This is a genomic window from Pseudomonas khorasanensis, assembly GCF_014268505.2.
Taxonomy (GTDB): Bacteria; Pseudomonadota; Gammaproteobacteria; order Pseudomonadales; family Pseudomonadaceae; genus Aquipseudomonas; species Aquipseudomonas khorasanensis.
In genome coordinates, this window is sequence record NZ_JABWQP020000004.1 from 228,828 (window position 1) to 253,829 (window position 25,002).

General features: G+C 59.8%; 24 protein-coding genes. 11 read left to right on the plus strand and 13 right to left on the minus strand.

Going from position 1 to position 25,002, the window contains the following annotated elements:
- Positions 1-151 precede the first annotated feature (151 nt).
- Positions 152-349 carry a hypothetical protein gene (locus HU727_RS12535; protein WP_186531700.1) on the minus strand — a complete coding sequence of 66 codons (198 nt, stop codon included), beginning with the start codon at positions 347-349 and terminating at the stop codon, positions 152-154.
- A 68-nt stretch (positions 350-417) separates the two neighbouring features.
- The gene (locus HU727_RS12540) at positions 418-1,005 is read right to left on the minus strand and encodes a cytokinin riboside 5'-monophosphate phosphoribohydrolase (protein ID WP_186531699.1); all 588 of its coding nucleotides are present in this window, start codon (positions 1,003-1,005) and stop codon (positions 418-420) included.
- Positions 1,006-1,346: 341 nt separating this feature from the next.
- On the opposite strand from HU727_RS12540, the gene azu reads away from it, so the two are divergent.
- The gene (azu, locus tag HU727_RS12545) at positions 1,347-1,790 is read left to right on the plus strand and encodes an azurin (protein ID WP_186531697.1); all 444 of its coding nucleotides are present in this window, start codon (positions 1,347-1,349) and stop codon (positions 1,788-1,790) included.
- A gap of 131 nt (positions 1,791-1,921) precedes the next feature.
- Here the strand turns inward: azu and nadE are convergent, their stop codons facing one another.
- From nadE to HU727_RS12560, 3 genes are all read right to left on the minus strand, one after another.
- A complete protein-coding gene (gene nadE, locus HU727_RS12550) occupies positions 1,922-2,749 on the minus strand; it encodes an NAD(+) synthase (RefSeq protein ID WP_186531695.1) in 828 nt (275 codons plus the stop codon).
- 4 nt (positions 2,750-2,753) lie between these two features.
- Positions 2,754-3,977, minus strand: coding sequence for a nicotinate phosphoribosyltransferase (gene pncB, locus HU727_RS12555; RefSeq protein ID WP_186531690.1), 1,224 nt, complete (start codon positions 3,975-3,977; stop codon positions 2,754-2,756).
- Positions 3,978-4,188: 211 nt separating this feature from the next.
- Complete coding sequence (locus HU727_RS12560) at positions 4,189-5,088, minus strand: LysR family transcriptional regulator (RefSeq protein ID WP_186531689.1); 900 nt, start codon at positions 5,086-5,088, stop codon at positions 4,189-4,191.
- Between the two features lie 162 nt (positions 5,089-5,250).
- Here HU727_RS12560 and amaB point away from each other — a divergent pair, with 162 nt between their 5' ends.
- From amaB to HU727_RS12605, 9 genes are all read left to right on the plus strand, one after another.
- On the plus strand, positions 5,251-6,741 hold the full coding sequence (amaB, locus tag HU727_RS12565) for an L-piperidine-6-carboxylate dehydrogenase (RefSeq protein WP_275967717.1): 1,491 nt from the start codon (positions 5,251-5,253) through the stop codon (positions 6,739-6,741).
- A gap of 155 nt (positions 6,742-6,896) precedes the next feature.
- Positions 6,897-8,180: an L-pipecolate oxidase gene (amaA, locus tag HU727_RS12570; RefSeq protein WP_186531687.1), complete on the plus strand. Its 1,284-nt coding sequence runs from the start codon at positions 6,897-6,899 to the stop codon at positions 8,178-8,180.
- 368 nt (positions 8,181-8,548) lie between these two features.
- Positions 8,549-9,682, plus strand: a complete 1,134-nt coding sequence (locus HU727_RS12575; protein WP_186531686.1) for an ABC transporter substrate-binding protein — start codon at positions 8,549-8,551, stop codon at positions 9,680-9,682.
- Positions 9,683-9,923: 241 nt separating this feature from the next.
- Positions 9,924-10,838 (plus strand): ABC transporter permease subunit, encoded by a 915-nt coding sequence (locus HU727_RS12580; protein ID WP_041480712.1) that lies wholly within the window; start codon positions 9,924-9,926, stop codon positions 10,836-10,838.
- 3 nt (positions 10,839-10,841) lie between these two features.
- A complete protein-coding gene (livM, locus tag HU727_RS12585) occupies positions 10,842-12,143 on the plus strand; it encodes a high-affinity branched-chain amino acid ABC transporter permease LivM (RefSeq protein WP_186531684.1) in 1,302 nt (433 codons plus the stop codon).
- A complete protein-coding gene (locus tag HU727_RS12590; protein ID WP_186531682.1) occupies positions 12,140-13,012 on the plus strand; it encodes an ATP-binding cassette domain-containing protein in 873 nt (290 codons plus the stop codon). The genes livM and HU727_RS12590 overlap by 4 nt, the downstream gene beginning before the upstream one ends.
- Positions 13,009-13,725, plus strand: a complete 717-nt coding sequence (locus tag HU727_RS12595) for an ABC transporter ATP-binding protein (RefSeq protein WP_186531674.1) — start codon at positions 13,009-13,011, stop codon at positions 13,723-13,725. The genes HU727_RS12590 and HU727_RS12595 overlap by 4 nt, the downstream gene beginning before the upstream one ends.
- Before the next feature lie 836 nt (positions 13,726-14,561).
- Positions 14,562-15,326: an SDR family oxidoreductase gene (locus HU727_RS12600; RefSeq protein WP_186531672.1), complete on the plus strand. Its 765-nt coding sequence runs from the start codon at positions 14,562-14,564 to the stop codon at positions 15,324-15,326.
- A 173-nt stretch (positions 15,327-15,499) separates the two neighbouring features.
- Positions 15,500-16,405: a cation diffusion facilitator family transporter gene (locus HU727_RS12605; RefSeq protein WP_186531671.1), complete on the plus strand. Its 906-nt coding sequence runs from the start codon at positions 15,500-15,502 to the stop codon at positions 16,403-16,405.
- Positions 16,406-16,523: 118 nt separating this feature from the next.
- On the opposite strand, the gene HU727_RS12610 is transcribed toward HU727_RS12605, so the two are convergent.
- From HU727_RS12610 to HU727_RS12640, 7 genes are all read right to left on the minus strand, one after another.
- Positions 16,524-17,660 carry an AGE family epimerase/isomerase gene (locus HU727_RS12610; protein WP_186531670.1) on the minus strand — a complete coding sequence of 379 codons (1,137 nt, stop codon included), beginning with the start codon at positions 17,658-17,660 and terminating at the stop codon, positions 16,524-16,526.
- A gap of 169 nt (positions 17,661-17,829) precedes the next feature.
- Positions 17,830-18,402: a HupE/UreJ family protein gene (locus HU727_RS12615; RefSeq protein WP_186531669.1), complete on the minus strand. Its 573-nt coding sequence runs from the start codon at positions 18,400-18,402 to the stop codon at positions 17,830-17,832.
- 27 nt (positions 18,403-18,429) lie between these two features.
- Positions 18,430-19,044 carry an urease accessory protein UreG gene (gene ureG / locus HU727_RS12620; RefSeq protein ID WP_186531668.1) on the minus strand — a complete coding sequence of 205 codons (615 nt, stop codon included), beginning with the start codon at positions 19,042-19,044 and terminating at the stop codon, positions 18,430-18,432.
- A gap of 21 nt (positions 19,045-19,065) precedes the next feature.
- On the minus strand, positions 19,066-19,740 hold the full coding sequence (locus HU727_RS12625; RefSeq protein ID WP_186531667.1) for an urease accessory protein UreF: 675 nt from the start codon (positions 19,738-19,740) through the stop codon (positions 19,066-19,068).
- The gene (gene ureE, locus HU727_RS12630) at positions 19,737-20,237 is read right to left on the minus strand and encodes an urease accessory protein UreE (protein ID WP_186531666.1); all 501 of its coding nucleotides are present in this window, start codon (positions 20,235-20,237) and stop codon (positions 19,737-19,739) included. Before ureE ends, HU727_RS12625 begins: the two co-directional genes overlap by 4 nt.
- 301 nt (positions 20,238-20,538) lie before the next feature.
- Positions 20,539-21,171 carry a TetR family transcriptional regulator gene (locus HU727_RS12635; protein ID WP_186531664.1) on the minus strand — a complete coding sequence of 211 codons (633 nt, stop codon included), beginning with the start codon at positions 21,169-21,171 and terminating at the stop codon, positions 20,539-20,541.
- A 153-nt stretch (positions 21,172-21,324) separates the two neighbouring features.
- Positions 21,325-21,831: a hypothetical protein gene (locus tag HU727_RS12640; RefSeq protein ID WP_186531662.1), complete on the minus strand. Its 507-nt coding sequence runs from the start codon at positions 21,829-21,831 to the stop codon at positions 21,325-21,327.
- A 382-nt stretch (positions 21,832-22,213) separates the two neighbouring features.
- On the opposite strand from HU727_RS12640, the gene HU727_RS12645 reads away from it, so the two are divergent.
- On the plus strand, positions 22,214-24,289 hold the full coding sequence (locus HU727_RS12645; protein WP_186531660.1) for an AsmA family protein: 2,076 nt from the start codon (positions 22,214-22,216) through the stop codon (positions 24,287-24,289).
- 117 nt (positions 24,290-24,406) lie between these two features.
- On the opposite strand, the gene HU727_RS12650 is transcribed toward HU727_RS12645, so the two are convergent.
- The gene (locus HU727_RS12650) at positions 24,407-24,937 is read right to left on the minus strand and encodes a ferritin-like domain-containing protein (protein ID WP_186531658.1); all 531 of its coding nucleotides are present in this window, start codon (positions 24,935-24,937) and stop codon (positions 24,407-24,409) included.
- Positions 24,938-25,002 lie beyond the last annotated feature (65 nt).

Genomic DNA, 25,002 nt, shown 5'->3' on the forward strand with positions numbered 1-25,002 from the left:
GTAACTGATACACCGCTTTCGCGAGCAGGCTCGCTCCAGGGGATACGGGTGAACTTTGGGAATGGGGAAGGGCTGTGAGGGCCGGCAGTAAAACCGCCAGCCCCGTCACAAATCCGCAGGGTCTGATTTGGATCATCAAACCCGGTGGGGCTCAGGCGTCGGGCGCCTGATCTTTCGGTGCATCGGTTGCATCGGGTGCTTCAACATCATCATCTGTCGCCACTTCACCGTCAGGGTTCAGTGCCGCTTCTTCAGCGGTTTGTTTCTTGCGCTGAAGCTTTTCCTCTTTCTTCTGTTCCTTTGCCAGGTCTCGTTGACGTTTGGCGAAGGAGTAATTGGGTTTGGCCATGGGCGATCCTCTTGGGTCGAAGGTGAGGTTGAGCGGCGCGTATTCTGCCCTGTATCGGTGTCCGGGGGTTAACCGGGTTTTTGGTCGACCCACTTTGGCGTGACGGTCGGCTGCCACTGATCGAGGGCGTCGAGCAGGGTTTGCGGCGATTCGCTCACTTGCAGCATGTCACGGTGTGGCGCGCGAACGAAGCCTTCGCCGACGATATGATCAAGAAAAGCCGTGAGTTTGCTGTAGAAACCGTTCACTTCGAGCAAGCCCAGCGGCTTCGGATGGTAGCCGAGCTGGCCCCAGGTCCAGACTTCGAACAGCTCTTCCAGCGTGCCGAGGCCACCCGGCAACGCGATAAATGCATCGCTGAGTTCGCTCATTCGCGCCTTGCGGGCGTGCATGCCGTCAACCACTTCCAGGCGCGTCAGGCCTTTGTGGCCGATTTCCTTGTCCATCAGACTTTGGGGAATGATGCCGATCACTTCACCGCCTGCGGCCAGGGCAGCATCGGCAACGATGCCCATCAGACCCACGGCGCCACCGCCGTAGACCAGGGTCAACTTGCGCTCGGCCAGAGCCCGGCCAAGGGCTTTGGCGGCTTCGGTGTAGGCTGGGTCGGTGCCGGCGTTGGCACCGCAAAACACACAAACGGACGTAAGGGACATGCCTTTCTCCTGAGTCGATCAGTCGCACAGGGTAAAGGCTGGAAAGCGTCGATCCAAGGGCTAGACTTCGGATTCCGGTGATTCAAACGTACCGCTGGCGCCACGGGCGTAAGCGGCGAGCAAACTGCGCAACAGGCCGTTGAGGAACATGACAGGCACTCCGTTTCATGGGGATGTGCGCATCATAGGATCGGCCGAGGGTGCTGGCTGTTAGATTGTGTCGATGAGCGTCATAGCCTGAAAGTTGTATACAATTTTTGACACAAGTCATAGGAACTTGCGAAGATTTCAGGCAGTCTTTGCCTCATTCGTGTTTGTTAACCCTGCCTTGGAGATTCACCATGTTTTCCAAAGTTGTTGCAGTATCCCTGCTGGCGCTGGCCAGCAGCCAATTGATGGCTGCCGAGTGCAAAACCACCGTTGATTCCACCGATCAGATGTCCTTCAACACCAAGGAAATCGTGATCGACAAGAGCTGCAAGACTTTCACCGTCGAACTGACCCACTCAGGCAACCTGCCGAAGAATGTGATGGGCCATAACCTGGTGATCAGTAAAGAAGCTGACATGCAGCCGATCGCCACTGACGGTCTGGCGGCCGGTATCGAAAAAAGCTACCTGAAGGATGGCGATGCACGCGTTATCGCGCACACCAAGATCATTGGCGCCAAGGAAACCGATTCGTTGACCTTCGATGTGGCCAAAGTAGCTGACGGCGGCTATGGCTTCTTCTGCTCGTTTCCTGGTCACATCTCGATGATGAAAGGCACCATTACTGTCAAGTAAGCCGTTCAACCGCGTCATCGTTCTTCGCGAGCTAGCTCGCGAAGGGGCTATCAGCCTCACTGAAATACTGATGGCCAAAGAAAAGCCCGTTCAGGATCACGCCTGAACGGGCTTTTTCATGCCTTCAAGCATCAAGGCGCAAACGGCATGACCCGCTTGTGATGCGTCTTGTTGTACGTATCGATGATGATTTTCGCCGCCTCTTCGCGCACCGGCTCGCCATGCAGGAAGGCGTCGATCTCGGCGTACTTCACACCGTGGGCGGCTTCGTCCGGTTTGCCCGGCGAAAGGTCTTCCAGATCCGCAGTCGGCACTTTTTCCACCAACGACTCTGGCGCGCCGAAGCTGCGCGCAACCGCGCGGACCTGGTTTTTCACCAGCCCGCTGAGCGGCGCCAGGTCGCAGGCGCCGTCACCGAACTTGGTGTAGAAACCCATGACAGCCTCTGCCGCATGGTCGGTGCCGATCACCAGGCCCTGACACGCGCCGGCGATGGTGTACTGGGCGATCATGCGCATCCGCGCCTTGGTGTTGCCGAGTACGAAATCCACCGTCGCTGCCGGCTTGCCTTCGAAGGCGGCGACTTGAGCGGCCAGTGCCTTGACCGCCGGGCCGATGTTGACCGTCTGGCATTCGTCAGGGGCGATGCATTCCAGCGACGCCTGCGCATCGTGCTCGTCGAACTGGGTTTCGTACGGCAGGCGCACGGCGATGAATTTGTAGCTGCTGTCGCCGGTCTTTTCCCGCAACTCACGAATCGCGCGCTGGGCCAACAGCCCGGCGGTCAGCGAATCGACGCCGCCGCTGATGCCCAGCACCAGCGCCTTGAGCCCGGAATTGACCAGGCAGTCCTGAATGAAGGTAATGCGCCGCGCGACTTCGGCCTGCAGGGCGTTGTGGTCGGCGAACGGCGGTTGCACCTTGAGCTGTTCAGCAATCTCACGCTGTACGGCTTGCATGAATTCACTCCTTGCTAGATTGGCTGGGATCGGCAGGAACCTGAAACACATGTCGCAGATAGGCGACGAAATTAGGGTCTTTGCAATGCGTCTTGCCTGGCTCGTCGGAGATCTTTGCCACCGGTTGGCCGTTGCAGGCAGTCATTTTAAGCACGATGCTCATCGGTTCGACACCCGGAATGTCACAGGTGAGGTTGGTGCCGATGCCGAAGCTCACATTGATACGACCGTGCAGCGCACGGAAAATCTCCAGGGATTTTGGCAGGGTCAGACTGTCGGAAAACACCAGGGTCTTGCTCATCGGATCGATGCCAAGCTTGTGGTAATGAGCGATGCATTTTTCGCCCCAGGTCACGGGGTCCCCGGAATCGTGGCGCAGGCCGTCGAAGAGCTTGGCGAAGAACAGATCGAAATCACCGAGAAACGCATCGGTGGTGATGCAGTCGGTAAGGGCGATGCCGAGCAAACCACGGTATTCGCGAACCCAGCAATCGAGGGCGGCGATCTGGCTATCGATCAGCCGCGGGCCGAGTTGCTGATGGGCCATGATCCATTCGTGCGCCATGGTGCCCAGCGGTTTCATGTCGAGTTCGCGGGACAGGTGCACGTTGCTGGTGCCGACGAACCGCCCCGGGAAATCGTGCTTGAGCACGTTGACCACTTCCGCTTGCACGCCGAAGGAAAAGCGTCGGCGCGTGCCGAAATCGGCGACCTGCAGTTGCGATAGCTCATCGGCCGAAGCGTTGGCGGTCAGCCAGTCGAACTTGCGATAGAGCTGTTCGCGCGCCTGCTCCAGCGACGTTTCCCGGTAGCGATAGCGATTGCGCACTTCGCTGACGATTGCCAGCAGCGGCACCTCGTAAAGGATGACATGCAGCCACGGCCCGCGCAGGCGGATGAACAACTCGCCGTTCTCGATGCCGGTGTGCAGGTAGCGCAGGTTGAAGCGGAAGAGGCCGAGGAAACGTAGGAAGTCCGGCTTCAGAAACGTGATGCGCTCAAGGAAGCTCAACTGGTCGGCGCTCAGGCTCAGTTCGGCCAGGCGCTCGATCTGGTGGCGGATCTCGGCCAGATAGGGGCGCAAGTCCTCGGCGTTGCGGCAGCGGAACTCCCATTCGACTTCGACGTTGGGGTAGTTGTGCAGCACCGCCTGCATCATCGTCAGTTTGTAGAAGTCGGTGTCGAGCAGGTTCTGCACGATGCGATCGGCAAACACACTCTCGCTCATAAAAGGGGTCTCCAGTTGCGCCGCGCCTTGCGCGGTCTCAATCGATGGCGCTAGTGGCGCATATCGGTGGTGGGGATTGCCAGCATTTTTTAAGCACACCGTAGATTGAAAGTGGGAGCGAGCCTGCTCGCGAATACGCTGTCGGCCACATGCGCTGGCCGATCAGACGCTTTCGCGAGCAGGCTCGCTCCCACGCGAATCTCCGTTTAGTTCAAGCGGGGCTGTCGACCTGCTCCAGCATCCACTTCACAAAGTCGCGCACCTTCGGCACTTCCGCCGCGTGTTCCGGGTAGGCGAGGTAATAGGCATCGGTACTGGGCATCGCATGCTGCCAGGGCATGACCAGTTTGCCGTCGGCCAGCTCTTCTTCCACCAGAAACTTCGGTAACAGCGCCACGCCGCAACCGACCTGCGCGGCGCGGATGCACATATAAAAGGTTTCAAAACGCGGACCGTGGTAGCTGTGTTCGGTCTGGTAGCCTTGGCTGGCGAACCAGTCATGCCAGGCCTGTGGGCGCGACGCATTCTGCAGCAATACCAGATCGGCCAGTTGCGTCGGGTCAGTAAACGGTTCGTCCGGCAGGCTGCCCGGGGCGCATACCGCGACCAGCTCTTCGCCGAAGAGCTTCAGGCATTCGGTGCCGGGGCGCGACCCCTGACCGAAGTAGAACGCCAGATCGCTGCGACCCTGCACCAGATCGTCGGCGTCCTGTTCGTTGCATAAATCCAGATGAATCGACGGATGGCGCAGACGCCAGCCCTTCAAGCGCGGCACCAGCCAGCGAGCGCCGAAAGTCGAGGGTGTGGAGACCCTCAGGACTTCGGTTTCGCCGCCGTAGGAACGCAGGTAATGCGTCGACATCTCCACCTGGGTGAGGATTTTTCGTACTTCCACCAGGTACAAGTCCCCGGCCGGGGTCATCTGCAAACGTCGGCGCACTCGACGAAACAACAAGTGCCGCAACAGCTCTTCGAGCTGTGCGACCTGTTTGCTCACCGCACTTTGGGTCAGGTTCAGCTCCTCGGCGGCGCGGGTGAAACTCAAGTGCCGGGTCACGGCCTCGAAGCACTGCAGCGCGGTGATCGAAGGCAGGTGGCGTTTGTTCAGCATGGCCGATCCTCTTCTTGTCTTTCTTCAGGCAGCATGAATAAACGGAATGATATCTGGCGTAAAGGTCGTTTGTTGCATCGTCGCAGTGACGCTACAACTAAAGGTCTGTCCGTCCGTGAAAAAACGGTCGCACATAGTCTGCATTTGTTTGAGGAGAGACCGATGGTAGCCGCATTGCTTGATCGTCTGGGAGTCAACCCGGCCCTGTACCAGAACGGCAAAGTGCCGGTGCACTCGCCCATCGATGGCAGCCGCATCGCCTCCGTGAACTGGGAAGGTGCCGCCGAAGTCGAGCAACACATCAGTCGCGCAGATCATGCTTTCGAGCAATGGCGCAAGGTGCCTGCACCACGTCGCGGCGAGCTGGTGCGTCAGTTCGGCGAAGTGTTGCGTGAATACAAGGCCGATCTCGGTGAGTTGGTGTCCTGGGAAGCGGGCAAGATCACCCAGGAAGGTCTGGGCGAAGTGCAGGAAATGATCGACATCTGCGACTTCGCGGTCGGCCTGTCCCGCCAGTTGTACGGCCTGACCATCGCCTCCGAGCGCCCTGGCCATCACATGCGCGAAACCTGGCATCCGCTCGGCGTGGTCGGGGTGATCAGCGCGTTCAACTTCCCGGTTGCCGTGTGGGCGTGGAACACCACGCTGGCGCTGGTCTGCGGCAACCCGGTGGTGTGGAAACCGTCGGAGAAAACCCCGCTGACCGCGCTGGCCTGCCAGGCGTTGTTCGACCGCGTGGTGAAGAATTTCAGCGATGCGCCAGCGAGTCTCTGCCAGGTAGTCATTGGCGGCCGCGACGCCGGTGAAGCGCTGGTCGAAGACCCACGCGTCGCGCTGATCAGCGCCACCGGCAGCACGCGCATGGGCCGTGAAGTGGCGCCCAAAGTCGCCGCACGTTTCGCCCGCAGCATCCTGGAGCTGGGCGGCAACAACGCGATGATCCTCGGTCCGAGCGCCGACCTCGACATGGCTGTGCGGGCGATTTTGTTCAGCGCCGTAGGCACCGCCGGTCAGCGTTGCACCACACTGCGTCGCTTGATCGCTCACGAGTCGGTGAAAGAGGAAATCGTCACCCGCCTCAAGGCTGCGTATTCGAAAGTGCGCATCGGCCATCCGCTGGAGGGCAATCTGGTCGGCCCGCTGATCGACAAACACAGCTTCGAAAACATGCAGGATGCGCTTGAGCAGGCATTGAGCGAGGGCGGCCGGGTGTTCGGCGGCAAGCGTCAACTGCAAGAACAGTTCCCCAACGCTTACTACGTGTCGCCGGCCATCGTCGAGATGCCCGAGCAGAGCGACGTGGTCTGCAGCGAAACCTTCGCGCCGATCCTCTACGTGGTCGGTTACAGCGACTTCCAGGAAGCGCTGCGCCTGAACAACGCCGTGCCGCAAGGCCTGTCGTCGTGCATCTTCACCACTGACGTGCGCGAGGCCGAGCAATTCATGTCGGCGGTTGGCAGCGACTGCGGCATCGCCAACGTCAATATCGGCCCGAGCGGTGCGGAAATCGGCGGCGCATTTGGCGGCGAGAAGGAAACCGGCGGCGGCCGCGAATCGGGCTCGGACGCCTGGCGCGCCTATATGCGCCGGCAGACCAACACCGTCAACTACTCGCTGGAATTGCCGTTGGCGCAGGGCATTACATTCGACTGATCGGGAGATTGATGCGATTGCCCTGTGGGAGCGAGCCTGCTCGCGAATGCGTCAGGTCAGTCGACACTGATGTTGGCTGATTTACCGCTTTCGCGAGCAGGCTCGCTCCCACAGGATCTGCAGTGTGTTTGTTGGGTTTCTATTGGAGTCTGGCAATGCCGTTACGCGAAGAATGTCTGTGGGAAAAGCTCACGCCACAACGGCCCGATAACACGGCGCTCAAGGGCGAGGTCAAGGTCGATGTCTGCGTGATCGGCGCCGGATTCACCGGGTTGTCGGCGGCGCTGCATCTGTTGGAAAAAGGCAAAACCGTCTGCGTGCTGGAAGCTCATCGTGCAGGGCACGGAGGCTCCGGACGCAACGTCGGACTGGTCAACGCAGGCATGTGGATCCCGCCGGACGAGATCGAAGCCGGTTTCGGCGAGGCGGTCGGCAGTCAGCTCAACCGCATGCTCGGCGCAGCGCCAGCGCTGGTGTTCAGCCTTGTGGATAAATACAACATCGATTGTCAGTTACGCCGCGAAGGCACCTTGCACATGGCGCACAACGCCAAGGGCGAGGCGGATCTGCGCAGTCGCGAACAGCAGTGGAAGCGTCGCGGCGCGCCGGTCGAACTGCTGACCGGCAAGGCCTGCGAGCAAGCCACCGGTACGCAAAAAATCGCTGCGGCGCTACTCGATCGCCGCGCCGGCACGCTCAATCCAATGGCGTACGTGACCGGCCTGGCCAACGCCGTGCTCGGCCTCGGCGGGCAGATGTTCGATCATTCGCCGGTCTCCCGGCTCGAACGCATCGGCGCGAAATGGTCGGTGCAAACCGCGCAAGGCTCAGTGTTTGCCGAACAAGTGGTGATCGCCTCCAACGCTTACACAGAAGGCGACTGGACCGAACTCAAGCGCAACTTCTTCCCCGGTTATTACTATCAAGTGGCCTCTGTGCCGCTGACCGAAGACGCTGCTCAAGACATTTTGCCGGGCGGGCAGGGCTCGTGGGATACGCGCCAGGTGCTCAGCAGCATTCGTCGCGACAAGGACGGCCGCCTGTTGCTCGGCAGTCTGGGCAATGGCAATCAAAAACCGGCCTGGTTTCTCAAGGCCTGGGCCGACCGGGTCCAGCAGCATTACTTCCCCAACCTGAAACCTGTCGAATGGGAATGCACCTGGACCGGGCGGATTGCCTTTACGCCCGATCATCTGATGCGTCTGTTCGAACCGGCGCCGGGGCTGGTGGCTGTCACGGGCTATAACGGCCGTGGCGTCACTACCGGCACCGTTGTCGGCAAGGCCTTCGCGGACTACCTGTGCGACGGTAACCCTCAAGCACTGCCGATTCCCTTCGCACCGATGCAGCCCCTGGCGGGCGCAGGCTTGCGCAGTTGCCTGTACGAAGCCGGTTTCTCGCTGTACCACGCGGGCCAGTGCCTGCGGATTGTCATTTGAGTGTTGAAATTTGTTGCCGCGAGCAGCGCTTTTCGACGCAGCGACTAGCCTGTAATGGTGCGGGGCGTAGCAGTCCCGCACCAGCAGTGTGCAGTTCGGTGACGCCGGCTGTTACAGGCTGGTTGCACGTCGTTTGTCGCTGCGGTTGCAATGATGGCGCGTGCGGGTTGCGCCTGGAAAAATACAGGGTTTCACCTTCCGCGGTTTAGACGGTTGCACGCCCAATGAAAATGGGAACGAAACAGTCGAAATAACAACAATGCAGCGACTTTTTGAAGAATAAAAAACCGATGGCACGGGCCTTGCTCTGAGCTTTGAGTGAAATGAAGTCGCAGTGCCAACTAAAAAAAACCTTGGAGCACCACCTCATGTCCCAGACGTTTTACAAGAAAGGCTTTCTGGCCCTCGCAGTGGCTACTGCGTTGGGTGTTTCTGCGTTTGCTCAAGCTGATATCAAGATCGGTGTGGCGGGTCCAATGACGGGCGCCAACGCGGCGTTTGGCGAGCAGTACATGAAGGGTGCACAGGCGGCGGCCGATGCGGTCAACGCGGCGGGTGGCGTCAACGGGGAGAAAATCGTACTGGTCAAGGGCGATGACGCTTGCGAGCCAAAACAGGCTGTAACGGTTGCCAAGGACCTCACCAACCAGAAAGTCGCCGGCGTTGTCGGGCACTTCTGCTCCTCTTCCACCATTCCAGCTTCGGAGATCTACGACGAAGCCGGAATCATCGCGATTACACCGGGTTCGACCAACCCGCAAGTCACCGAGCGCGGCCTGAGCGCCATGTTCCGTATGTGCGGGCGTGACGATCAGCAGGGCATCGTTGCCGGCGATTACATTGTCGACATGCTCAAAGGCAAGAAAGTCGTCGTGCTCCACGACAAGGACACCTACGGCCAGGGTCTTGCGGACGCCACCAAGGCTCAGCTGGAAAAACGCGGCGTCAAGCCAGTGCTGTACGAAGGCCTGACCCGTGGTGAAAAAGACTTCAGCACCATCGTCACCAAGATCCGTGGCGCCGGGGCCGACGTCGTCTACTTCGGTGGCCTGCATCCGGAAGCCGGTCCGCTGGTTCGCCAACTGCGTGAGCAGGGCCTCAAAGACGTCAAGTTCATGTCCGATGACGGCATCGTCACCGACGAACTGGTCACCACCGCTGGTGGCCCGCAATTCACCGATGGCGTGCTGATGACCTTCGGCGCAGACCCGCGCCTGCTGCCGGACAGCAAGACCGTTGTAGAGGAATTCCGCAAATCCGGTACCGAACCGGAAGGCTACACCCTGTACGCCTACGCCTCGGTTCAGACCCTGGCGGCAGCGTTCAACGGCGCCAAGAAAAACGATGGCGAAGCCGCAGCCAAGTGGCTGAAAGCCAACCCGGTGAAAACCGTGATGGGCGAGAAGACCTGGGATGCCAAGGGCGACCTGAAAGTCTCCGACTATGTGGTTTACCAGTGGGACAAGGACGGCAAATACCACCAGCTGGAAAAACAGAAGTAAGGGCTGAGGCGATCAGATGATCCTGCAAGTCCCTGTGGGAGCGAGCCTGCTCGCGAAGACGAACTGACAGACAACCTTTGCGTTGAATGTTCAACCGCTTTCGCGAGCAGGCTCGCTCCCACAGAGGGTTCAGTGGTGATCGGGCTGATCGCGCTCCGACATTGCTCCGACGTAAATCTGTATTTTTCCTAGAAGAGCCGCACGCCCCGGCGTGCAGGTTCTCACTGCGTGAGATTGCGTTATGGATGGTATTTTCCTGCAGCAACTGGTCAACGGCCTGACCCTCGGGTCGGTCTATGGCCTGATCGCCATCGGCTACACAATGGTCTATGGCATCATCGGCATGATCAACTTCGCCCACGGCGAGGTTTACATGATTTCCGCTTACCTGGCGGCAATCAGTCTGGCTCTGCTGGCTTACTTCGGTATCGAATCTTTCCCGCTGCTGATGCTCGGCACGCTGATCTTCACCATCGTCGTCACGGCGGTGTATGGCTGGGTCATCGAACGCGTCGCCTACAAACCCCTGCGCAACTCCACCCGACTGGCTCCGCTGATCAGCGCCATCGGCATTTCGCTGATTCTGCAAAACTACGCACAGATCGCTCAGGGCGCCAAACAACAGGGCGTGCCTACGCTGCTGACCGGTGCCTGGCGTGTCGAAGTCGGTACCGGCTTCGTGCAACTGACGTACACCAAAGTCTTCATCCTGATCGCCGCGTTCGTCGGCATGGGGCTGCTGACCTACATCATCAAATACACCAAACTCGGCCGCATGTGCCGTGCGACCCAGCAAGACCGCAAGATGGCTTCGATCCTGGGCATCAACACCGACCGGGTGATTTCCTATGTGTTCATCATCGGTGCAGCCATGGCGGCCCTGGCCGGTGTGCTGATCACCATGAACTACGGCACCTTCGACTTCTATGCCGGCTTCATCATCGGCATCAAGGCGTTTACCGCGGCGGTACTCGGCGGGATCGGTTCGCTGCCGGGCGCCATGCTTGGAGGGATCATCCTCGGGATTTCCGAGTCGCTGTTCTCCGGTCTGGTCAACTCCGACTACAAAGACGTGTTCAGCTTCTCGCTGCTCGTACTTGTTCTGGTCTTCCGGCCGCAGGGCCTGTTGGGCCGTCCTCTTGTGTCGAAGGTGTAAGCGATGTCTGCAACCACTGAAAAATCCATCGATATCAAAAAAAGTCTGGTTGAGGCGATCCTGGCTGGCCTGATTGCCCTGATCGTATTCGGGCCGATCGTTGGCGTTGTGCTCGACGGTTACAGCTTCAACCTGGAAACCACTCGCGTGGCGTGGATCATCGCCATCGTCATGGCCGGTCGCTTCGCGCTCAGCCTGTTCCTGCAAACGCCCAAGGGCCTGAAGATTCTCGACGGGTTCGAGAGCACCGGGTCTGGCGTGCATGTGCTGCCGCCCGATTACAAATCCCGCCTGCGCTGGATCATCCCGCTGATGATTGTGCTGGCCGTGGCCGTACCGTTCTTCTCCAACTCCTACCTGCTGGGCGTGGTCATTCTCGGTTTGATCTACGTGTTGCTGGGGCTGGGGCTGAACATTGTGGTCGGTCTGGCCGGTCTGCTCGACCTGGGTTATGTGGCGTTCTACGCCATCGGCGCCTACGGTCTGGCGCTCGGTTATCAGTATCTCGGTCTGGGATTCTGGACGGTGCTACCCCTGGCGGCGATCACTGCAGGACTGGCCGGCTGCATTCTCGGGTTTCCGGTGTTGCGCCTGCATGGCGACTACCTGGCAATCGTGACCCTGGGTTTCGGCGAAATCATTCGTCTGGTGCTCAACAACTGGCTGTCGCTGACCGGTGGGCCGAACGGGATGGCGGCGCCGCTGCCGACCTTTTTCGGTCTGGAATTCGGCAAGCGCGCGAAGGATGGCGGGGTGCCGTTTCATGAGTTCTTCGGCCTGACCTACAACCCGGACGTGAAGTATTACTTCATCTATGCGGTGTTGTTCCTGGTGGTATTGGCGGTGTTGTACGTCAAGCATCGGCTGGTGAAGATGCCGGTCGGGCGCGCCTGGGAAGCCCTGCGTGAAGATGAAATCGCCTGCCGCTCGATGGGCCTGAACCACGTGCTGGTCAAGCTATCGGCGTTCACCATCGGCGCTTCGACGGCGGGTCTGGCCGGGGTGTTCTTTGCCACCTATCAAGGCTTCGTCAACCCGACCTCGTTCACCTTCTTCGAGTCGGCGCTGATTCTCGCCATCGTCGTGCTCGGCGGCATGGGCTCGACCATTGGCGTGGTCATCGCCGCGTTCGTGCTCACCGTTGCCCCGGAACTGCTGCGCGGCTTTGCCGAGTATCGGGTGCTGCTGTTCGGCATCCTGATGGTGTTGATGATGATCTGGCGACCACGGGGGCTGATCCGCATCAGCCGCACCGGGGTCAAACCACGCAAAGGTGCCATCCACTATGAGAGGACTGCGCCATGAGTGAAGTCGTACTCTCTGTTGAAAAACTGATGATGCATTTCGGTGGCATCAAGGCCTTGAGCGATGTCAGCCTTAAGGTCAAACGCAACTCGATCTTCGCCCTTATCGGCCCCAACGGCGCCGGCAAAACCACAGTGTTCAACTGCCTGACCGGGTTCTACAAGGCTTCGGGTGGCAAGATTGAACTCAGCGTGCGCGGTCAACAGACCAACGTCATCCAGTTGCTGGGCGAGTCGTTCAAGGCGACCGACTTCGTTTCGCCGAAATCCTTTCTCAGCCGTCTGTACTACAAGATGTTCGGCGGCACGCACCTGGTGAACCGCGCGGGCCTGGCCCGCACGTTCCAGAACATTCGCCTGTTCAAGGAAATGTCGGTGCTGGAAAACCTGCTGGTGGCGCAGCACATGTGGGTCAACCGCAACATGCTCGCCGGCATTCTCAATACCAAGGGCTATCGCAAGGCTGAAAGCGATGCGCTGGACTGCGCCTTCTACTGGCTGGAAGTGGTCGATCTGGTGGACTGTGCGAACCGTCTGGCCGGTGAACTTTCCTATGGCCAGCAGCGCCGTCTTGAGATTGCCCGGGCCATGTGCACGCGCCCGCAGATCATCTGCCTCGACGAACCGGCCGCCGGCCTCAACCCTCAGGAAACCGAAGCGCTGAGCGCGATGATCCGGCTGCTGCGCGACGAGCATGATCTGACCGTGGTGCTGATCGAACACGACATGGGCATGGTCATGAGCATTTCCGATCACATTGTGGTGCTGGATCACGGCGTTGTGATTGCCGAGGGCGGGCCCGAAGCGATCCGTAACGATCCGAAAGTGATCGCGGCCTACCTGGGCGCTGACGAAGAGGAGCTGGTATGAGCCAACCGATCCTCGAACTGATAAACCTGGACGTGTTCTACGGCCCGATCCAGGCGCTCAAGGGCGTTTCGCTGCAGATCAACGAAGGCGAGACCGTCAGCCTGATCGGCTCCAACGGCGCCGGCAAGTCGACATTGCTGATGTCGATCTTCGGTCAACCAAGAGCGGCGGGCGGGCAGATCCTTTATCAAGGTGTCGACATCACGCAAAAGTCCTCGCACTACATCGCCTCCAACGGCATTGCGCAGTCGCCGGAAGGGCGGCGGGTGTTCCCTGACATGACCGTCGAGGAAAACCTTTTGATGGGCACTATCCCGATTGGCGACAAGTACGCCAAAGAGGATATGCAGCGCATGTTCGAGCTGTTTCCACGGCTCGAAGAGCGGCGTAACCAGCGGGCGATGACCATGTCGGGCGGTGAACAGCAGATGCTGGCCATCGCTCGCGCGTTGATGAGCCGGCCGAAGTTGTTGCTGCTCGATGAGCCGAGTCTGGGCCTGGCGCCGATTGTGGTGAAACAGATTTTTGCCACCCTGCGCGAACTGGCGAAAACCGGCATGACGATTTTCCTGGTCGAGCAGAATGCCAACCACGCGCTGAAGCTGTCTGATCGCGCCTACGTGATGGTCAACGGCGAGATTCGCCTGACCGGGACGGGTAAAGAACTGTTGGTGAATGAGGAGGTGCGCAACGCCTATCTGGGCGGTCACTGATTCTGGCGCCGTCATCCACAGCCCCGGCGACGCAAAGTCCCGGGGCTTTTTGTCCCCAAATCCTCCTCAACCCCTGTGGGAGCGAGCCTGCTCGCGAATGCGGTGTATCAGTCACTTGATTGTCTGGATATGCCATCGCTTTCGCGAGCAGGCTCGCTCCCACAGTTGAATTGTGCAGATTCCAGAATTGTGGAAAACAAATTCCCCAAGCTGCCAAAGCGCGACATATAGACGCTGCAAATGGCTGTTTTTCCAGAGTTTGACTTGTCCCCGTTTGCTGTGGAGCTGGCTGTGAATAACGTGGGTGTATGTGGTTGAAGGCCTTGTAAACCGTGGCTTTCAAGCGTGTGGTTGTTTTTTGATCAGGTGTTTTCTGGCAGCCGACAGGCACCAATGTCAACCTTTTTCGTGCCCCGATAACGTCGCTGATTCTCCATGCTCTGACCTGTGGATAAGTCTGTGACTAAACTCTGGAAAGACCGCGCCAAGGGCCGTAATTGCTGGCCTCTCGCGATCACTGGATTGAAACATCGGTCGTGCAGAATGCCATGTCCCGCACATATGCCGTTTCGGGGTCAAGCAAAAAACTTTCTATTTCGCCAGCAAAGCCTTGTGTGGCGCGGCTTTACGCATTTTTACTTGCCCCCGAAAACTGTGGAAGGGGCTGTGGATAACATGCGTGCACATGGCTACAGGCCACGCCCGGCGGGGTCTGCGCAGGGTTGTTCGTTTTTTGTACAGTTCGAAGGTGTTGCCCGTATACGCGAGGGCGGGCATGCTGCTTGCTGATTTTCTATTCCAGGGGCTGCCGCAGCGGCCGAAGCAAGGAGAACACGATGTCCAACACCCTGTTTATCACCGGCGCGACCTCCGGTTTTGGTGAAGCCTGTGCCCGTCGTTTTGCCGAGGCGGGCTGGAAACTGGTGCTGACCGGCCGTCGTGAAGAACGCCTCAATGCACTCTGCGCAGAGCTTTCGAAACAGACTGAAGTCCACGGTCTGGTCCTTGATGTGCGGGATCGCAAGGCAATGGAGGAGGCGATCGCCAATCTGCCGCCATCGTTTGCCAGGCTGCGCGGCCTGATCAACAACGCCGGCCTTGCGCTCGGCGTGGACCCGGCGCCGAAATGCGATCTGGACGATTGGGACACCATGGTCGACACCAACGTCAAAGGCCTGATGTACGCCACTCGCTTGCTGCTGCCGCGCCTGATTGCTCACGGCCGTGGCGCCGGTATCGTCAACCTCGGTTCAATTGCCGGCAATTACCCTTACCCGGGCAGCCACGTGTATGGCGCGACCAAGGCGTTCGTCAAACAGTTCTCGCTGAATCTGCGCTGCGATTTGCAAGGCACTGGCGTGCGGGTCAGCAATATCGAGCCGGGCCTGTGCGAGAGCGAGGTTTCCCTGGTGCGTTTTGCCGGTGACCAGGAACGCTACAACGCGACCTACGCCGGCGCCGAGCCAATCCAGCCACAAGACATCGCCGAGACGATTTTCTGGGTCATGAACGCCCCGGCGCATATCAACATCAACAGCCTTGAACTGATGCCGGTGAGCCAGACCTGGGCCGGATTTGCCATCGAACGCAACAAGGCTTGATACCGCGCTGAGGCCATTCGCGAGCAGGCTCGCTCCCACATGGACATGCATTCCCTGTAGGAGCGAGCCTGCTCGCGAAGACGCCGGCGCAGGCAAAACAAGGCGATAAGCTAAACTCCGTCCTCAATAACCCCACCGCACCCCGCGGTCACAGGGTTTCCAGAGGAGTCAACGTGAGTAACCGAGGTGAGCAGTCGCTGCTCAAACAATCGACCATCCTGATGTTCGCGGTGTCGATCGCGGGTATCGTCACCGGTTTTGTTTCGGGTTCCCAATCCATCCTGTTCGATGGCTTTTTTTCCCTGATCGCAACGTTCATCAAGGTCCTGATGCTGATCACGGCCAAACTGATCGCCAAGCAGAGCAATCAGCGTTTCCAGTTCGGGTTCTGGCATCTGGAACCGATGGTGCTGTTGATCGAAGGCAGCTTCCTGCTGCTGATCGCGATCTATGCGTTTCTCAACGGTGTATTCGGCATCATCAATGGCGGTCGGGAAATCGAGCTGGGGCTGGTGATCGTCTATGCAGCTGTGTTTACCGTGATCGAGTTCGCCTACTTCTTCTACGTGCGCCGACGCAACCGCAAGCTCAAATCCAGCCTGATCCAGTTCGACAACATCAGCTGGCTGGTGGACGCGATGCTGTCCGTGGGGTTGTTGATCAGTTTTCTCGCGGCGCTGTTGTTGCAGTCTCAGGGGTACGGCGAGTGGGCGGTGTATGTCGATCCGCTGATCCTCATCGTGCTGGCCCTGACCATGCTGCCGCCGGCGTTCAAGATCCTTGGCCCGGCGTTACGTGACGTGCTGGGGATAGCCCCGGACACGCTGGATGATCAGGTGCGTCAGGTGATGGACGCGGCGAAGCTCGAGCATGGTTTCGACGATTACGTGTCCTACGTGCAAAAACACGGCCGGGCACGGTTTATCGAAATTCATGTGGTCTTGCCGGCAGATTATGCGCTGGGCAACGTCGCGCAGCTGGATGCGTTGCGTGAGGAGATTTCGGCGCAACTGGGTGAGCCGGATGCGGCGCGATGGTTGACTATCAGCTTTACAGGCGACAGGAAGTGGATTGCCTGATCCAGACTGATTGATGTCCCTGTGGCGAGCGAGCTTGCTCGCGCTGGACTGCGCAGCAGGCCTGGTTTTTTGAGAGCGCTACGCACCCTGGCGGGAGCAAGCTCCCTCGCCACAAGGTTCAGCGCTGCAGGTATTCAGCCAACCCGTAATAGCAGGTCGCCAAGTGATACGGCGTCGTCGACGGCATGTCTTTGCGGCTGACTTCGCCCTGCTCGTCGCGGCACTCATGCCAGCCACCCGCGTGCAGAAAGCGCTGTTGCAGCGCCTGTAACTGACGCAGCACCACGTCTTCGCTGGCAGGGCGTAAAGTCAGTGCGCGCAAATATTCAGCCTGGGCCCAGATCCGCTGCGTCGCGTTCTTCGCACGTCCGTCCGTTTTCAGATCAAGCATTGCGAGTACCGCGCCCGACGGTTGGTCCACCCCATGTCGCTCGGTAAAGGCAAACGCCTGATCCAGCGCGCAATGCAGTGTCGAACCGCGCAGCAGGGCTGAGGATTCCAGCAGGAAATACCATTCGAACTGATGCCCTGGCTCGTACCAGTTATCCACAGCACGCAGCGGTTTTTCCATCAGCACGCCATGCTGCGGATCGATGAAACCTTTGTGCATCGCTGTGCATAACTCAAGCAGCGCCTGTCGCGTCTGGGCGTCCTTGCGAACCTGCAGCGTGGCGAGAAAGGCTTCGGCCAGGTGCATCAGCGGGTTTTGCAGCGGGCCGGTTTGCAACGTCGTCCAGTCGCGGTCCAGGCACGCCTCGTAGAGGCCATCGCCGGTGGCGAAGCGCCGGCCAATCACTTCCAACGCGGCATTCAGGGTCGACTCGGCCAGCGAGTCCCGGGACTTTTGCCAGTAATGTGCGCAGGCGAACAGGATGAACGCGTGGGTGTAGAGATCCTTGCGCTGATCCAGCGGCTTGCCTTGTGCGTCAATGCTGTAGAACCAGCCGCCGTGCTCGGCGTCATGGAAGTGCCGCTGCAGCGAACGAAACAATGCCGCCGCGCGCGTTTCGGCGTTATCCACAGCCCCGATCAGGCTGGAAAACAGGTACAGCTGCCGCGCGCAGGCCATCGCCCGATAGCGTTGCGGTGGCAGCGGTTGATGCGCGGCGTCCAGCGCTTCGTAGGGCAGCGCCATGTCGGCATTCCAGCCCGGGCCTTGCCAGAGCGGCACGATGACATGCAGAAAATGCTGCTGCACGTCGGCAAACAGGGCGGTCAATTCAGGCAGGGCAGCGGAGCGGGAAGCGTGGGGCATGGGCGGGTGTCGTCACGGGCTGGGGCGATTGCGCGACATGGTAGCAGAGAGCACTGCTTGAGAGACGTTGTGTCTATCAGGCTGCTTTCGCGAGCAGGCTCGCTCCCACTGGTCGACAAACCGGTGGGAGCGAGCCTGCTCGCGAAGAGGGCGGTTCAGTCAATAGAGATTAGCCTGCAAGCAACCAGACCCCTGTCGCCGCCGACGCAGCGCCCGCCAATCGTACAAGCGGTGCTGCGGCTTGAGGCAGAACACGCACCACGCCATAACCGGCCGCATGCAGCGCCGCTGTAGCCACAACAAAGCCGGCTGCGTACGCCCATGGATTGCTCATGTCCGGCAATTCCAGCCCGTGCGCCACACCATGGAACAGCGCGAACACCGCGGTCGCCAGCACCGCCATCACCAGCGGCGGACGCACCGCCAGTGCCACCGCCAGCCCAAGCGCCAGCACCGATGCAGCGATCCCGCTTTCCAGCGCCGGCAATTGCAGACCCTCAAAACCGAGGATGCCGCCGATCAGCAGGGTGCCGACAAACGTGCACGGCAGCGCCCAACGCGCCGCGCCTTGTTGCTGCGCCGCCCACAGACCCACGGCCAGCATCGCCAGCAAATGGTCGAGACCGCCGATGGGGTGGCTGATGCCGGCGACCAAGCCGCTTTCGCCGTGCCCCGGGTGCGCGAAGGCCAAGGCTGGTGTCAGCAGCAGCGCCACAGCGCCAAGAATGCGTTTGAGTGTCATGGATAAGCTTCCTTGTTGATAAGTGGATCAGGCGGCGGTCAGCAGACCCTGGCGTTCGATGAAGGCGATGATGTCTTCAAGGCCTTGACCGGTTTTCTGGTTGCTGAACACAAAGGGTTTACCGTTGCGCATGCGTTTGGTGTCGCTGTCCATCATTTCCAGCGAGGCGCCCACCAGTGGCGCGAGATCGATTTTGTTGATCACCAGCAGATCGGATTTGCAAATGCCCGGCCCGCCTTTGCGCGGCAACTTGTCGCCGGCCGAGACGTCGATCACGTAGATGGTCAGGTCGGACAACTCGGGGCTGAAGGTTGCCGAGAGGTTGTCGCCACCGGACTCCATCAGAATCAGGTCGAGCCCCGGAAAGCGCCGGTTCAGTTGATCGACCGCTTCGAGGTTGATCGAGGCGTCTTCGCGAATCGCCGTGTGTGGGCAGCCTCCGGTTTCCACGCCAATGATTCGCTCCGGCGCCAGTGCTTCGTTGCGCACTAGAAAATCCGCGTCTTCGCGGGTGTAGATATCGTTGGTGACCACGGCCAGGTTGTAGCGCTCGCGCAGGGCAAGGCACAGGGCCAGGGTCAACGCAGTCTTGCCGGAGCCGACCGGGCCGCCGATGCCGACGCGCAGAGGTTGTGTGTTCATTTGCTTCTCCAAGATAAAGCCCTAGGAACGGAACAGACGGCTGTACTGGCGCTCATGGGCCATGCACGCCAGGGACAGGCCGAAGGCGGCGCTGCCGATGTGTTCGGGGTTGATGCGGGTGGCGTCGTGCTGAGCCTGCTGCAGCAGCGGCAGCAGTTCGCTGGTCAGGCGCTGCGCGGCTTGCTGGCCCAGCGGCAGGGTTTTCATCAGCACGGCGAGCTGGTTTTCCAGCCAGCTCCACAGCCACGCCGCGAGGGCGTCCTGTGGGCTGATCTGCCAGGCGCGGGCTGCCAGCGCCCAGCCAAGCGCCAAGTGCGGTTCGGCGCAGTTTTCGAGAAAGTCGCGGGCCGGCGCGTCGAGCTCCGGTAAGCCGTTGAGCAGCTGCTGCAGCGAATAGCCCATCTGCCGGCTCTCCTGATGCAGCTCGCGGGTTTCGCGGCTGGCACGGTGGCTCTCACAGATCTGTCGCAGTTCTACCCAGTTTTCCTCGGACGCTGCCTGACAATGGGCGAGCAGCAGCGGCGCTTCGAAGCGCGCAAGGTTGAGCAACAATTGATCGCTGATCCAGCGTCGGGCGCTGTCAGGATTGCTGACCCGGCCGTTATCCACAGCCATTTCCAGACCCTGCGAATAGCTATAACCGCCAATCGGCAACTGCGGACTGGCCAGACGCAGCAGCGCCCAGGCCGGATTCACAGGCGTACGCCGAACTGGTGAAGTTTGGGCGCGTAATTGAAGTCTTCGTCACCGTGGCGCGAATGGTGATGGCCGCCACCGTAGGCGCCATGCTCTGGTTGGAACGGCGCTTCAATCGCCTCGACTTGTGCGCCAAGCTGTTCGAGCATCGCCTTGAGCACGTAATCGTCGAGCAAGCGCAGCCAGCCATCGCCGACTTGCAGGGCGACGTGGCGATTGCCGAGGTGATACGCCGCGCGAGTCAGCTCAAAAGTGTTGGCGCAGGTGACGTGCAGCAATTGTTCAGGGCGGGCGCAGACGCGAACCACACGGCCGTCTTCGGCCTGCAGGCATTCGCCGTCATACAGCGGTGGCTGACCGCGCTCCAAAAACAACCCGACGTCTTCGCCCTCGGCACTGAAACAGCGCAAACGGCTTTTACTGCGTGCTTCAAAGGTCAGGTGCAACTCGGCGGCCCAGACGGGTTGAGGGTCGATTCTGCGATGAATCACCAGCATCGGAAAGCTTCCAGCAATGGACAATGTTCAGGCTAGAGCAAGGGCCGCGCCAATCGGACGATCTGTAGGAAATAGCTGTCGGCACCGGGTTGATCTTTAAACAGGTGCGGGGATTCTGGAAGGTTTTGGTGCATGAAGAATTTGTCATGCACCAAAGCGAGGCTGTCGCCACGAACCTTATGTGGGAGCGAGCTTGCTCGCGAATGCGGTGGGTCATCGATATAGATGCTGGATGAGACGACGCCTTCGCGAGCAAGCTCGCTCCCACAGGGGAATTAGGTCAGGGCTGAATAAAGGATGGTTATTCGGTACTGCCCAGCCCCTGCCAGTGCTTCAGGCCAATAAAGATGAAGCGCAGTTGCTGGGTAATTTTTGCTTGTGGCGTCAGGTGCTCGGGTAGCGCTTCGGCCGGCGGGTCGATGATGTCGGGAAGGGTGGCGAACACCGATTTGACGATCAGGTCGGCCATGACGCTCAAGCCTGAAATGTCCAGATGCTGCAGCTTGGGCATCAACGCCAGATCCGCCGCCAGGTCGGCGCTGATGTTCTCGCGCAAGCGACCGATCGCCTGTCGTACCGGCAGCGAGCCGCCGTACTGCTCACGGGCCAGAAACAGGAATTGCGAGCGGTTGGCGTTGACCACGTCGAGAAAGATCCGCACCGACGCATCGATGATGCCGCCCATGACGAATTCGTTGTGGCGCACCAGGCGAATGGTCTCGCGGAAGGTCTGGCCGACTTCGCTGACCAGGACCAGGCCCAGTTCATCCATATCGGCGAAATGACGGTAAAAACCGGTGGGCACGATGCCGGCGGTTTTGCTCACTTCACGCAGGCTCAGGCTGCCGAATCCTCGGCCGCTTTCCATCAAGTGGCGGGCAGCGTCCATCAGGGCGTTGCGGGTCTGTTGTTTCTGTTCGGCGCGGGGCAGCATCGCAGAGTGTGTTCTTCGGCAGGACAAGCGCCGCACTCTAGCAAATCGGCTTTGTCGGCGTCGAACGGGCAGGCGTAAAGCGAGGGTTTATCAGCGCAGAAAAATCAAAAGCCCAATCCGGTGATTGGGCTTTTTTGCCAGGCCGTCATGGGCTCAGCTCAATTTGCTGTTGCGTTCGATCACACGGTCACCACCGCCTTCGGCGATTGCTTGACCCAGTGGGGTTTTATCGAAGCCGTCATCAGCCAGGGTTTGACCTTGTGGCGTGCGATCGGAACCATCGGACGCGAGGGTCTGGCCTTGTGGAGTGCGGTCGGAACCGTCGGCTGCGAGGGTCTGGCCTTGTGGGGTGCGGTCGGAACCGTCTTGAACCAGGCCTTTCTCTTCGAGGCGATTGCGACCGTTCTCAGCCAGGGCCTGGCCCTGTGGGGTGCGATCCGAGCCGTCTTGCACCAGACCTTTTTCTTCCAGACGATTGCGACCGTTTTCAGCCAGGGTCTGACCCTGTGGAGTGCGGTCGGAACCATCGGCGGCAACAGCCTGGCTGAATACCGAGTGGCTGGATTTCACTTGTGGAGTGGCCTGATCGGCAGCGGGCAGGGCGAAAGCAGTGCTGGCTAGCATCGACAGGGTAACGCTGAGCAGTAATTGGCGTTTCATGATAGTGGCTCCTTGGGAGGGCGATAAAGTGGGTACGAAGGCAATGCTACTCTCGATAAGTCGATATAAAAGTTCATAAACGCAATGGTAATAATCAACAGAATTGATTGTTCGGCGCAGAGGCTCTAGCTCGGGCCTTTGCGGGCGCCGGTTTTGCACCGGCGTGGGTATTTTCGACTCACTTGCGCCTCGCAAAAGTGCGCGACGCGGTAACACTGCTCGACCGAACAGTCAGATTCGCCGCGTTTTTTTGGCTTAAACTGCCTTGCCATAAAACCTGCGGGCCTTTCGCCAGTCACAGACTGCGTGGCGGCCGTTTCGGTTTGTCGTTTTAGCTGTGCGTCGGGATGTCGGCGTGCGGTCGTGATCAGGAGCTTTGTGCATGACGCGCACTGGAAAAATCTTCAGCTGGACCTTCGCCATCCTTGCGCTGCTGCTGGCAGCCCTGATTCTGATCATCGTGTTTTTCGACTGGAACCGGATCAAACCAACGCTCAACGCCAAAGTCTCTGAGGAGCTGCACCGACCGTTTGCCATTAACGGCAACCTCGCGGTGGTCTGGCAGCGCGAGTTGGAGGAGGGCGGTTGGCGTGCCTGGGTGCCGTGGCCGCACGTGGTGGCCGAGGATTTGAGCCTGGGCAACCCGGCCTGGTCGAAGCAGCCGCACATGGTCACCCTCAAACGGGTCGAACTGCGCATTTCACCGCTGGCTCTGCTGGCGCAGCGCGTGGTCATCCCGCGCATCGACTTGACCGAACCCAATGCCGAACTGCAACGGCTGGCCGATGGCCGCGCCAACTGGACGTTCCAGTTCGATCCCAAGGATCCGAACGCCGAACCGTCGAGCTGGGTAGTCGACATCGGCGCGATCGGCTTCGACAAGGGCCACGTCACGCTTGACGATCAAACGCTCAGGACCAACCTTGATGTGTTGATCGATCCGCTCGGCAAGCCGATTCCGTTCAGCGAGATCGTCGGCGACAAAGCCGCGAAAAACGCTCAGGACAAGGGCGGCGCACCGCAGGACTACGCCTTTGCGCTCAAGGTCAAAGGCCAGTACAACGCGCAGAATCTAACCGGGCAAGGCAAGATCGGCGGATTGCTGGCTCTGCAGGACGCGAGCAAGCCTTTCCCGTTACAGGCTCAGGCGAAAATTGGTGACACGCGCATCGAACTGGCCGGCACCCTGACCGACCCGCTCAATCTCGGCGCGCTCGACTTGCGTCTGAAGCTGGCCGGCGACAGCCTCGGCAATCTTTATCCATTGACCGGCGTGACGCTGCCGGACACGCCGCCGTATTCCACCGATGGTCGCCTGATTGCCAAACTGCACGATGAAGGTGGCGCGAAATTCAGCTACGAAAAATTCAACGGCAAGATCGGCGACAGCGACATTCATGGCGACCTGACTTACGTCGCCAGCCAGCCACGGCCGAAACTCAGCGGCGCGTTGCTCTCCAATCAACTGCTGTTCGACGACCTCGCGCCGCTGATTGGCGCCGATTCCAACGCCGAGCAAAAAGCTCGTGGCGGCGCGAGCAAGCAGCCGGCCGATAAAGTGCTGCCAGTCGAGGAGTTCAAAACCGATCGCTGGCGCGCCATGGATGCCGACGTCGAGTTCACCGGCAAGCGCATCGTCCACAGCGAGAAGCTGCCGTTCAACGACCTTTATACCCACCTGAAGCTCAACGATGGCGAGCTCAGCCTGGAGCCGCTGCGCTTCGGCGTGGCCGGCGGCACGCTGGACGCGCGGATCCGCCTCAATGGTCGCACCGAGCCATTGGAAGGCCGGGCCCGACTGACGGCCCGCAAGTTCAAGCTCAAGGAGTTGTTCCCGACGTTCGAGCCGATGAAAACCAGTTTCGGCGAGCTCAACGGTGACGCCGATATCACCGGGCGCGGCAACTCGGTGGCCAAGTTGCTGGGTGGTGCCAATGGCAGTCTGAAAATGTTGATCAACGACGGCGCGATCAGCCGTGAGCTGATGGAACTGGCCGGGCTCAATGTCGGCAACTATGTGGTCGGACGGATCTTTGGCGACAAGGAAGTGAAGATCAACTGCGCGGCGGCGGACTTCGATATCAAGACGGGCCTGGCGACCACGCGGCTGTTTGTGTTCGATACCGAGAACGCAATCATCTACATCGATGGCACGGCGAACATGGCCACCGAGCAACTGGACCTGACGATAACCCCGGAATCCAAAGGCTGGCGCTTGATTTCGCTGCGTTCGCCGCTGTATGTGCGAGGAAAATTCATCAAGCCGAATGCGGGCGTCAAGGCTGTACCGCTACTTTTGCGCGGGGCCGGGATGGTGGCGCTGGGAGTCATTGCTGCGCCAGCGGCAGGGTTGCTGGCACTGGTGGCGCCGAGTGGCGGCGAGCCGAATCAGTGTGCACCGTTGCTGGAGCAAATGAAGCAGGGCAAGGCGCCGGTGACCGTCAAACCCAGCAAGTAATGGGGCGTCTGTGGGCTTCTTCGCGAGCAGGCTCGCTCCCACATTCGAACGCATTTCTTCAATTAAAATACGTTCCGGTGTGGGAGCGAGCCTGCTCGCGAAATCGGTTCAACAGGATTACAGGTCTTTCAGGATGTCCGCCATGTCATCGGCGTGCTCTTCTTCCTGCGCGAGGATGTCTTCAAAGATGCGTCGCGTGGTCGGGTCCTTGTCACCGATGTACTGGATGATTTCGCGGTAGCTGTCGATGGCGATTCGCTCGGCCACGAGGTCTTCGTAAACCATTTCCTTGAGGGTGTTGCCGGCCACGTATTGCGCGTGGGACAGCGCACTCAGCAGGTCAGGGTTGAACTCAGGCTCACCGCCCAGTTGCACGATGCGTTCGGCCAGGCGATCGGCGTGCTCGGCTTCCTGATTGGCGTGCTCGAGGAATTCATTGGCAGCGACGTTGGCTTTCAGGCCGTTGGCCATGAAGTAGTGGCGCTTGTAGCGCAAGGTGCACACCAGTTCGGTGGCCAGCGACTCATTGAGCAAACGCAGCACTTCTTCGCGGTTGGCGCTGTAGCTCTCGGTCACCGCGCCGTTTTCCACGTGTTGCCGCGCGCGATCGCGCAGGGTTTGAACATCAGACAAATGCAGGTCACTCATTTCATTCTCCTGGAGGCTAATCCGATAGGCGCCACGTTCTACAGACGCGGTCGCTACCCAGGGTG